Source organism: Aeromonas sp. 159, assembly GCF_963862045.1.
GTDB classification, from domain to species: Bacteria; Pseudomonadota; Gammaproteobacteria; order Enterobacterales; family Aeromonadaceae; genus Aeromonas; species Aeromonas veronii.
Genome location: NZ_CAWLMI010000075.1, coordinates 26,657 through 37,680 on the forward strand (window position 1 = coordinate 26,657; position 11,024 = coordinate 37,680).

Genomic DNA, 11,024 nt, shown 5'->3' on the forward strand with positions numbered 1-11,024 from the left:
CAACTGAAAAAGCGATTCATGACTACACAAATTGAACTGAAGATTCTGGATGCCCGTATCGGTACCGAGTACCCGCTGCCCGCCTACGCCACTCCCGGCTCTGCCGGCATGGATCTGCGCGCCCTGCTGGATGCGCCGCTGACTCTGGCTCCGGGCGATACCACTCTGGTACCGACCGGTCTGGCCATTCACATCCAGGATCCGGGTCTATGTGCCACCATCCTGCCCCGCTCCGGCCTCGGCCATAAGCACGGCATCGTGCTGGGCAACCTGGTCGGTCTGATCGATTCCGACTATCAGGGTCAGCTGATGGTCTCGGTCTGGAACCGCGGCAAGGATGAGTTCACCATGCAACCCGGCGAGCGCATCGCCCAGCTGGTGATCATGCCGGTAGTTCAGGCCAGCTTCCAACTGGTCGATGAGTTCAACCAGAGCGAACGGGGTGAAGGCGGTTTTGGTTCTTCTGGTCGCCAATAACAGACCACACCAGCCTGATGGGCGGTGCCTAATAACAGAATCAAGCCATTGTTTTTTTTAGGGGAATCCATGGCAAGCAGTAATCAGAAACAGAGTCGGCGCGATCAGATCCTGCAGGCGCTCGCCCATATGCTGGAAACCAGTCCGGGTCAGCGCATCACCACGGCCCGTCTGGCGGCCGAGGTCGGCGTCTCTGAAGCAGCCCTCTATCGACACTTTCCCAGCAAGGCGCGGATGTTCGAGGGGCTGATCGACTTTATCGAGGATTCCCTGCTGTCACGGGTCAATCTGATCATGGCGGAAGAGAAGGACACCATGGCGCGCTGCCACCATATCCTGCAGCTGCTGCTGGTGTTCGCCGAGCGCAATCCCGGCATTACCCGCATCCTCAATGGCGACGCCCTGCTGGGTGAGCACGATCGGCTGCGGGATCGCATCAGCATCCTGTTCGACAAGCTGGAAACCCAGATCAAACAGGTGCTGCGCGAGAAGCGGCTACGCGAAGGTCAGGGCTTTCAGCTCGACGAGACCATGCTGGCCAATCTGCTGCTGGCCTACACCGAAGGCCGCATCAGCCAGTTCGTGCGCTCCGAGTTCAAGCTCAAGCCGACCGCCGGTTTTGAAGATCAGTGGCAATTTATCCGCAGCCAGCTGCTGCAGAGCTGATGGTTTTTTTCGCGTCATTCAGCAAAAAGAAGGGAGGCTTTGGCCTCCCTTCTTTTTTGTGTCAGGTTTTTATGGCAGAAAAGAAGTACCAGATGCGACCCGTACTGTCGCGCTGCGGTGTTAGATTTATCCACCATAAACCTTTTAGAACCTGACAGGACATCCTATGGAACCCGAAATCATTACCGAAGCGCAGACCTGGCTGGTCAATAATCAGGGACTGCTGATCGAATACGGCGTCAATATCGCCGCCGCCCTGTTGACCCTGCTGGTCGGCTATATCGCTGCCAACCTCATCAGCGGTGGTGTGTTCAAGGTGATGCAAGCCCGCAAGCTCGATACCACGATTACCCACTTCGTCGGCAGCATCCTCAAGTACGCCATTCTGGTGTTCGTAGTGATCGCCGCACTGGGCCGGGTCGGGGTACAGACCGCCTCCTTCGTCGCCATTATCGGTGCCGCCGGTCTGGCCATCGGTTTCGCGCTGCGAGATTCACTCTCCAACTTCGCTGCCGGCTTCCTGCTGATCATCTTCCGCCCCATCAAGGCGGGCGAGTTTATCGAAGTGGCAGGCACCGCGGGTGTGGTGCAGTCCGTTCAGCTCTTTACCACTACCCTCACCTCCGGTGACAACAAGATGGTGGTAGTCCCGAACTCCGCCATCCTCAACGGCACCATCGTCAACTACTCGCGTATGGATACCCGCCGCGTCGATATGACCTTTGGCATCGGCTACGGCTCTGACCTGCGCAAGGCCAAACAGATCCTGGAGCGTCTGGTAAGCGAAGAGCCGCGCATCCTGAAAGATCCGGCAGCCACCATTGCCGTTGCCGCGCTGGCCGACTCCTCGGTCAATATCGTGGTGCGACCCTGGGTGAAAACCGCTGACTACTGGGGTGTCTGGTTCGACTTCCACGAGAAGGTGAAACTGACCTTTGATGCCGAAGGCATCGAGATCCCCTTCCCGCAGATGGTGATGCACATGCAAAAACCGCAGGCGTGATCGCGGTTCTGCTGCAACAGACAATGCCAGCCTTCGGGCTGGCATTGTCGTTTCTGGCCCCAGCCCATGGCCATGTCGGTGCATAACCACGCCAACCGGATGAAAACAATTTCAGGCTATCGGGGTGGCCCCAATCATGAGCAAGCGCAAGATCCGCCTTGCTTTCGTGACACATAATCCCAATGTTCTGGTTGTATGCTCCCGACAGTGGCCCATTGCGGTAAAAGACAATCGGTAAAAATCTGTTACACGGGCCGCCCGTTCGGCTCGCTATAATGCTCGGATAATAAGGTTTGGCGGGACCTTGCCTGCAAGGTTCAAACACAACTTGGCATTTCAGGAATCCTATGAAAAATATCAATCCAACCCAAACCCAGGCCTGGCAGGCACTGGAAGCCCACTTTGCAGCAAACAAAGAGACCCGACTCAAGGATCTGTTCGCGCAGGACCCGAAGCGCTTTGACAAGTTTTCCCTTACCTTCGGCGGCGACATCCTGGTTGATTACTCGAAGAACCTGATCACCGAAGAAACCCTCAAGTTGCTGGTTGATCTGGCCAAAGAGACCGATCTTCGCAGCGCGATCGATGCCATGTTCAATGGCGACAAGATCAACATGACCGAAGGCCGCTCCGTACTGCACGTGGCCCTGCGCAACCGCTCCGACCGCCCCATCGAGAGCGACGGCAAGGACGTGATGCCGGAAGTGAACGCCGTACTGGCCAAGATGAAAGGCTTCTGCGAGAAGATCATCTCCGGCGAGTGGAAAGGCTACACCGGCAAGGCGATCCAGCACGTGGTCAACATCGGTATCGGTGGCTCCGATCTGGGCCCGGTAATGATCACCGAGGCACTGCGTCCCTACAAAAACCACCTGCAGATGCACTTCGTCTCCAACGTCGATGGCACTCACATCGCCGAGACCCTGAAGAAGATCGATCCGGAAACCACCCTGTTCCTGGTGGCCTCCAAGACCTTCACTACCCAGGAGACCATGACCAACGCCCTGACCGCCCGCGACTGGTTCATCAACATCGCCGGTGACAAGGCCCACGTTGCCAAGCACTTCGCCGCGCTCTCCACCAACGGCAAGGCCGTGGCCGAGTTCGGCATCGACACCAACAACATGTTCGAGTTCTGGGACTGGGTTGGCGGCCGCTACTCCTCCTGGTCTGCCATCGGCATGCCCATCGCCCTGTCTGTCGGTTTCGAAAACTTCGAAGCCCTGCTGCAAGGCGCTTTCGAGATGGACATGCACTTCGCCACAGCCTCCTATGAGCAGAACGTGCCGGTGCTGCTGGCGCTGATCGGCCTGTGGTACAACAACTTCTACGGTGCCGAGTCCGAAGCCATTCTGCCGTACGACCAGTACATGCACCGCTTCCCTGCCTACTTCCAGCAGGGCAACATGGAGTCCAACGGCAAGTACGTGGATCGCAACGGCAAGCCGGTTGACTACCAGACTGGCCCCATCATCTGGGGTGAGCCAGGCACCAACGGCCAGCACGCCTTCTACCAGCTGATCCATCAGGGCACCAAGCTGATCCCCTGTGACTTCCTGGCACCGGCCATCAGCCACAACCCGATCGGTGACCACCATCCGAAACTGCTGGCCAACTTCTTCGCCCAGACCGAGGCGCTGGCGTTCGGCAAGAGCAAGGAAGAGGTTGAAGCCGAGTTCCTGGCTGCAGGCAAAACCCTGGAGCAGGTCAAGGATCTGGTGCCGTTCAAGGTGTTCGAAGGCAACCGCCCGACCAACTCCATCCTGTTCAAGAGCCTGACCCCGAAAACCCTGGGTGCCCTGATCGCCATGTACGAGCACAAGATCTTTGTACAGGGCGCAATCTGGAACATCTTCTCCTTCGACCAGTGGGGCGTGGAGCTGGGCAAACAGCTGGCCAACAAGATCCTGCCTGAGCTGGGCAACAACGAGGCTGTCACCAGCCACGACTGCTCCACCAACGGTCTGATCAACACCTGGAAAGCGTGGAAAGCCTGATTTATCCGGCCTTTCTGAATGCAAAAGCCCCGCTCGATGAGCGGGGCTTTTTTATGACTGTCAGGCTGATTTTTCTGGCTGGCCGGTCGGGTGTCCAGTCCGACCGGCGACGGGGATCGTCATCCCCGCCCCTTCATCATCCAGCCCGATGCCGGCTTAACCGCCAACGGCGATGCGTTTCATGTCTTTCATATAACCACGCAGTACTTGGCCGATTTTCTCGATCGGGTGGTTACGGGTCGCTTCGTTGGCCGCCAGCAGCGCCAGGTTATCCACGCTCTGCCCTTCCGCCTTGCTGGCACCCAGATCACCCGCCTTCAGGGTTGGCATGAAGTGCTCGCGCAGCAACGGCACTGCAGCGTTGGCGAACAGGTAGTTACCGTACTCGGCGGTATCGGAGATGACCACGTTCATCTCGTACAGACGCTTGCGAGCAACTGTGTTGGCGATCAGCGGCAGCTCGTGCAGGGATTCGTAGTAGGCGGACTCCTCGTAGATACCGGAAGCCACCATGGTCTCGAACGCCAGCTCGACACCCGCCTTGACCATGGCCACCATCACCACGCCATTGTCGAAGTACTCCTGCTCGGCAATCTTGCCTGCAAACGCCGGGGCGTTTTCGAAGGCGGACTTGCCGGTCTCTTCGCGCCAGGTGAACAGTTTGACGTCATCTTCGGCCCAGTCGGCCATCATGCCGCGGGAGAACTCACCGGCAATGATGTCGTCCATGTGCTTCTCGAACAGCGGGCGCATCAGGGTCTTGAGCTGCTCGGAGAGCTCGAAGGCGCGCAGCTTGGCCGGGTTGGAGAGGCGATCCATCATCAGGCTGATGCCACCCTGTTTCAGGGCTTCGGTGATGGTCTCCCAGCCGAACTGGATCAGCTTGCCGGCGTAGGCCGGGTCTGTGCCCTCGGCAACCAGCTTGTCGTAGCAGAGCAGGGAACCGGCCTGCAGCATGCCGCAGAGGATGGTCTGCTCGCCCATCAGGTCAGATTTCACTTCCGCCACGAAGGAGGACTCCAGCACCCCGGCACGGTCACCGCCGGTGGCAGAGGCCCACGCCTTGGCGATGGCCATGCCTTCGCCTTTCGGGTCATTTTCCGGGTGAACGGCGATCAGGGTCGGTACGCCGAAGCCGCGCTTGTACTCTTCACGTACCTCGGTACCCGGGCACTTGGGCGCCACCATCACGACGGTGATGTCGGAACGGATCTGCTGACCCTCTTCCACCACGTTGAAACCGTGGGAGTAGCCCAATGCGGCGCCCTGCTTCATCAGCGGCATCACGGTTTTCACTACGTCGGAGTGCTGTTTGTCCGGAGTCAGGTTGAGCACCAGATCAGCGGTCGGGATCAGCTCTTCATAGGTGCCGACCGCGAAGCCGTTGTCGGTAGCCTTCTGCCAGGAGGCGCGCTTCTCGGTGATGGCAGCCTTGCGCAGGGCGTAGGAGATATCCAGCCCGGAGTCGCGCATGTTCAGACCCTGGTTCAGACCCTGGGCACCACAGCCCACAATCACCACCTTCTTGCCCTTCAGCACGTTGCAGCCGTCCGCGAACTCTTCGCGCTGCATGAAACGACACTTGCCCAGCTGAGCCAGCTGCTGACGCAGGTTCAAGGTGTTGAAATAGTTAGCCATGGTGATTGCTCCGTTCGATTGATTCCATGCCGGATGGCGGCGTTGTCTGAACCACTATAGCGCGGGACACTTATTGCCTGAACTGATATATTCGAAACAGTACGTTGCAATAATTGAAACGTTAACCCTTCATAATCGCCTGCTGAATGTACCGCGAGATGGCAGAAACAAGCCGCCAACCGCTGGATATCGGGCACACAAGCCGCGCCAGGAGCTGAAAGATGGATCTTCGCAATCTCGAGCTGTTTCTCCACCTCGCCGACTCCCTTCATTTCGGCAAGAGTGCCGATGCCATGGCGGTCAGCCCCTCCACCCTGAGCCGCGCCATCCAGCGGCTGGAGCAGGAGACCGGCTGCATCCTGTTCGAGCGGGACAACCGCTCGGTACGGCTCACTCCCGCCGGCGAGAAGCTGCGGGAGTTTGGCGGCGGCCTGTTGCAGGAGTGGCGTCAGCTCAAGCAGGAGCTCAAACGCAACGATGAACCGCTACAGGGGCGGCTGCGGGTCTTCTGTTCGGTCACCGCCAGTTACTTTCTGCTGCCCGAGGTACTGGAGCGCTTTCGCCGCCGCTACCCCCAGCTGGAGATCAAGCTGGAGACCGGTGACCCGGCGCTGGCGGTGGACAAAATCCTGGCCGACGAGGCCGATCTCGCCATCGCTGCCCGCCCCGATGCCCTGCCCGCCAAGCTGGAGTTCGCCAGCCTGCAGCAGGTGCCGCTGGTCTTTATCGCACCACGCAATGCGCCCCAGCTGAACCAGTGGTTCCGTCAGGGCGAGCCGGATTGGGAGCAGCTGCCGGTCATCCTCTCCGAGCAGGGGCTGGCCCGCAAACGCAGCGATCAGTGGTTTCGCAACAAGGGGATCGCCCCCAACATCTACGCCGAAGTGGCGGGTAACGAGGGGATCGTCGCCATGGTGGCGCTCGGTTGTGGCGTGGGGCTGGTGCCGGCGGCGGTGATCGACCACAGCCCGCTCGGCGACAAGGTGCGGATCATCGACCTCAAGCCCGCCTTCAAGCCATTTGATGTGGGGATCGGGGTGCTCAAGAAGCGACTGGAAGAGCCGCTGATCCGCGCCTTCTGGGATACGGCACAGAACCAGAACTCACTGCGCTGAGACAGGCTGGTAGATGAGCGTCGGGTCGGCCATCATCTTGCGACTCGACAACGGCAGATCAGGATTGTTCAGCTCGAGGCGCTGCCGCTGGTCGAGCTGCAAACGGCGGATGGTGCTGCCAAACCCCTCCTCGAAGATCCGGTCAAAATCCCCGGTTTGCCGCGCCCGCTGCAGGCCAAGCTCGATGCGCTGCGCCAGCTCCGGATATTTGGGCGAAACAAAGAAGAGCAGCGCCAGCGGATAGCGAAACACCAGATGGGGCTCGATGGCCAGATCCGGGTGCTGTTTCAGCTCATCCTCGACCTCGATGACGGAGCGCAAAAAACAGTCGAAACGCTGCTTGCGCAACATGTTGAACAGCGCTTCGTAGAGGTTGCCAGCCATCACGTTAAGGCCGTTGGCCCTCAGCAACTGGGTGTCAGGCCAGGATCTGTGCTGGCCGATGATGAGCCCGGAGCGGCGCCAGTCGGCCAGCGAATGAATGGCGGCAAAGCGCCCCTCATCCCCCTGCCGGATCAGACAAACCCGCCAGCCGAGCAGCCCTTTGGCCAATGGAATGTGTACAGCCAGCAGATCCCTTTCCCGCTCCTCATCGGGGGCAAACACTCCGACCTGAACCAGCTCGCCGCTGTGCAGCTCTTTCACCGTCCGCCCCTGTTCCATCGGCGGGCTGGAGACCAGCTGGTAGGGGCCATATTCAGGCACCGTCAGATCAAGGGAGAGCCGCAACAACTGCACCACTGCCGGGTTGGGATGCTCCAGCAGCAGATTCCAGGTGCGGATCGACTGCACGGCAGCCGACGCATCCGCCGCCCACAGCCACAACACCATGCACCACAATCCGACTCGCTTCATTCCCTGCACCATCCAAGCGCCATGCTTCTGGTCATACTATAACGCCAGCCAAGGGCCTGATGCGGCGTTCGCTGCCAGATGTGTGAACCTTCTCCTGTCCCGTCTCATGTCAGAAGTGACAATAGGCAAACCGGGCAAGGGATCGCAGACTGAATATTCGCCATCATCGAACCACCTCAGGGAGGAGTGCCATGAAACAGCATCTGGTCGAGATCAAGGGATCAACCCTGTTTGAGGAGTATTTGCAAAGCATGGGTCTGCCCAGCACCTTGCTGGACAGGGAGCAGGAGATCTATCTGCAGGAGCGGCACCTCGGTGCCATCCGCCGGGTACAGGGGGAGCTGCGCTTTTACCTGCGCGCCAACGCCCTCAACAAACGGTGATCGGGAGCCGGTCACAGAACCTGCAACAAAGAGGTATTAGACTGGTATCTTCCCCCTCTCGACGGGAGTGCCCATGAACGCAAGCGGTCTGGATCGGCTGTTCAAACCCCAATCAATCGCCATCATCGGCGCCTCGACCGATCCGCACAAAGCGGGCCATGTCATCGTTCGCCACCTGCTGGCGGGCCACTTCAAAGGGCCCATCCTGCCGGTCACCCCGCGCAGCAAGGCAGTGGCTGGCGTGCTGGCCTATCCCGATATTGCCAGCCTGCCGCTGGCTCCGGATCTCGCCATCATCTGCACTCGCCGGGAGCGGGTCATCCCCCTGCTGGAGGCGCTTGGCCAGAAGGGAGCGGGCGCCGCTATCATCCTAGCCGCCGATTTTTCACAAGATGATCGGCAGGAGCTGAAACGGCTCTGCAAGCAATATGGCATTCGCCTGCTCGGACCCAACAGTATGGGGATGCTGCTGCCCGGTCAGGGGCTCAATGCCAGCTTTTCACCGATTGCCGCCAAGCCCGGGCAGGTCGCCTTTCTCTCCCAGTCTGCCGCAGTCAGCACCACCATTCTCGACTGGGCCAAGCAGCATGAGCTGGGCTTTTCCGCCTTTATCTCCCTTGGCGATCACTGCGACATCGACTTCGGCCAGCTGCTGGACCAGCTCTCCCGCGACAGCGTCACCCGCGCCATCCTGCTCTACATGGACAAGCTGCACGATGCCCGCCATTTTCTCTCGGCGGCACGAGCGGCCTCGCGCAACAAGCCGATCCTGGTACTGAAAAGCGGACGCCACGATCCGGCTCACGGCCTCGACAACGTCTATGACGCCGCCATCCGCCGCGCCGGCATGTTGCGGGTGCGGGATACCCACGAGCTGTTTGCCGCAGTGGAAACCCTGAGCCACTCCATGACCCTCAAGGGGGAGCGGCTCGCCATCATCTCCAACGGTCGCGGACTGGCCAATATGGCAGTGGATGTGCTGCTGGAGCGGGGCGGCAAGCTGGCTCGCCCACCGCTCGATATCGGCAGCGATGCCACCATCACCACCTATCAGGAAGCGCTGGACAGCGTGTTGCAGGAAGATGGCATCGACGCCATCCTGATCATCCACGCCCCCTCGCTCACGGCACCGAGCACGCCGCTGGCCAGCCATCTAATCGCCCATCTGAAACAGCATCCCAGAGCGCGCCGTTTCAATATCCTCACCAACTGGGCGGGCGAATACTCGGCGCAGGAGGGGCGAAAACTCTTTACCGAGGCGGGTTTCCCGACCTACCGCACGCCGGAAAGCGCCATGGCCGCCTTCATGCACATGGTGGAATACCGCCGCAACCAGAAGCAGTTGATGGAGACCCCGGCATCCCTGCATGGCAACCAGCTCAATGGCGAGCTGTGCCAGCAGCTGATCCGCCAAGCACAGGAGCGCAAACAGCTAAGATTGGATACCCATCTGGTGCACCCGATTTTACAAGCCGCAGGTCTCTCGACCCTGCCAACCTGGATCGTCACCGACGCCATCGAGGCGACCCTTACCGCCGAGCAGATCGGCTATCCAGTGGCGGTAAAACTGCGCTCGCCCGATATCCTGCACAAGTCTGCCGTACACGGGGTGGTACTCAATCTGCGCACCTCGGCCGAAGTGGCGCAAGCCGCAGATGCCATTCTGGACAGGGTCAAACAGCATGATCCGGGCGCCCGCATCGAAGGCTTGCTCGTGCAACGCATGGCTCGCCGCAGCGGCGGCCTCGAACTGCGGGTACGCATCCAGCAAGACGCCATCTTTGGCCCCGTCATCCTGCTGGGCGAGTCGGGCGCCGAACCGCAGGAGATGGTAGCAGCCTTGCCACCGCTCAATCAGGCGCTGGCCCGTTACCAGATCATCGGCGCCCTCAAAAGCCGCAAGATCCGCGAACAAGCCACGCCGGAACGACTGGATATCGATGCCTTGGGCCAAGTGCTTTGCCAGCTCTCCGAGCTATTGCTCGCCTTTCCGGAGATTCAGGAGCTGGATCTGCACCCGCTGCAAGCGTGCGGTGCCGAAATGGTGGTGCTGGATGCCAGCCTCATGCTGGCTGACCCCACCATCCCGACCAGCAACCGACTGGCGATCCGTCCCTATCCTACCGAACTGGAGGAGGGTGCCTGGCTTAAGGATCAGCGCCATATCCTTCTGCGCCCGATCCGGCCGGAAGATGAACCGGCTCACAAGCAGTTCGTGCTGCAGGTCTCCGATGAAGACAGGTACAAACGCTTCTTCGCCGATGTAGGCGAGCTGGGCCATGAAGAGCTGGCTCGCATGACCCAGATCGATTACGACCGGGAGATGGCCTTCGTGGCTGTGGGGCAAGATGGCGAGCTACAGGATCAAATCCTCGGCGTGGTACGCGCTATCTCGACCCCGGACCTGAGCGATGCCGAGTTTGCCATTCTGGTGCGATCGGACTTGAAAGGGGTGGGGCTCGGCAAATTGATGATGGAGAAGATCATCCGTTACGCCAAAGAGCAGGGAATTGGCCAGTTATCTGGCATGACCATGCCCAGCAATCGCGGCATGGTCAACCTCGCCAAACGGCTTGGCTTCAAGATCGATGTCCAGATGGAAGAGGGGGTGGTCAATATGGAACTGCCCTGTAGTCAGCAAGCAGCAGAAGCCTGATTTGGCCCCCTGTAGAGTCATTCAAATAGCTATAAATGAAACTGATAAAGCTCTGATATAGCCAGAAAATGGTGGAAATAACCGGCTATCTGGCACTCTTACTTGGCAGGGAAAAGCCAGATATTGGTGGTTTAACACGCTAAAAACATCAAAGCCCGGTCATGAAGCCGGGCTTTGTGTTAGTTCCTGTGTGCAAATCTGTGGGTCACTGAACAAAACCGCCCATAGCAAAAA

Annotated in this window: 9 protein-coding genes; 7 read left to right on the top strand and 2 right to left on the bottom strand. The window is 59.5% G+C overall.

The genetic code is table 11. From position 1 onward, the window contains the following. Positions 1 to 18 precede the first annotated feature (18 nt). The 4 genes from dut (at position 19) to pgi (ending at position 4,143) form a co-directional block, all read left to right on the top strand. A complete protein-coding gene (gene dut / locus AACR14_RS13385) occupies positions 19 to 477 on the top strand; it encodes a dUTP diphosphatase (protein WP_005339498.1) in 459 nt (152 codons plus the stop codon). A gap of 69 nt (positions 478 to 546) precedes the next feature. Then, positions 547 to 1,143, top strand: a complete 597-nt coding sequence (gene slmA / locus AACR14_RS13390; RefSeq protein WP_005339495.1) for a nucleoid occlusion factor SlmA — start codon at positions 547 to 549, stop codon at positions 1,141 to 1,143. 166 nt (positions 1,144 to 1,309) lie between these two features. Then, positions 1,310 to 2,146 (top strand): mechanosensitive ion channel domain-containing protein, encoded by an 837-nt coding sequence (locus AACR14_RS13395; protein WP_019446533.1) that lies wholly within the window; start codon positions 1,310 to 1,312, stop codon positions 2,144 to 2,146. Positions 2,147 to 2,493: 347 nt separating this feature from the next. Beyond that, complete coding sequence (gene pgi, locus AACR14_RS13400) at positions 2,494 to 4,143, top strand: glucose-6-phosphate isomerase (RefSeq protein WP_019446534.1); 1,650 nt, start codon at positions 2,494 to 2,496, stop codon at positions 4,141 to 4,143. A gap of 156 nt (positions 4,144 to 4,299) precedes the next feature. On the opposite strand, the gene ilvC is transcribed toward pgi, so the two are convergent. After that, the gene (gene ilvC, locus AACR14_RS13405; protein WP_005355979.1) at positions 4,300 to 5,781 is read right to left on the bottom strand and encodes a ketol-acid reductoisomerase; all 1,482 of its coding nucleotides are present in this window, start codon (positions 5,779 to 5,781) and stop codon (positions 4,300 to 4,302) included. A 221-nt stretch (positions 5,782 to 6,002) separates the two neighbouring features. Between ilvC and ilvY the strand changes: the two genes are divergently transcribed. After that, a complete protein-coding gene (ilvY, locus tag AACR14_RS13410) occupies positions 6,003 to 6,896 on the top strand; it encodes an HTH-type transcriptional activator IlvY (protein WP_019446535.1) in 894 nt (297 codons plus the stop codon). Here the strand turns inward: ilvY and AACR14_RS13415 are convergent. Further along, complete coding sequence (locus AACR14_RS13415) at positions 6,885 to 7,751, bottom strand: hypothetical protein (protein WP_026035089.1); 867 nt, start codon at positions 7,749 to 7,751, stop codon at positions 6,885 to 6,887. The genes ilvY and AACR14_RS13415 overlap by 12 nt on opposite strands. Positions 7,752 to 7,942: 191 nt before the next feature. On the opposite strand from AACR14_RS13415, the gene AACR14_RS13420 reads away from it, so the two are divergent. Both AACR14_RS13420 and AACR14_RS13425 read left to right on the top strand, forming a co-directional pair. Further along, positions 7,943 to 8,134, top strand: a complete 192-nt coding sequence (locus AACR14_RS13420; protein WP_019446537.1) for a hypothetical protein — start codon at positions 7,943 to 7,945, stop codon at positions 8,132 to 8,134. A 73-nt stretch (positions 8,135 to 8,207) separates the two neighbouring features. Beyond that, the gene (locus AACR14_RS13425; RefSeq protein WP_019446538.1) at positions 8,208 to 10,790 is read left to right on the top strand and encodes a bifunctional acetate--CoA ligase family protein/GNAT family N-acetyltransferase; all 2,583 of its coding nucleotides are present in this window, start codon (positions 8,208 to 8,210) and stop codon (positions 10,788 to 10,790) included. Positions 10,791 to 11,024: the final 234 nt, after the last annotated feature.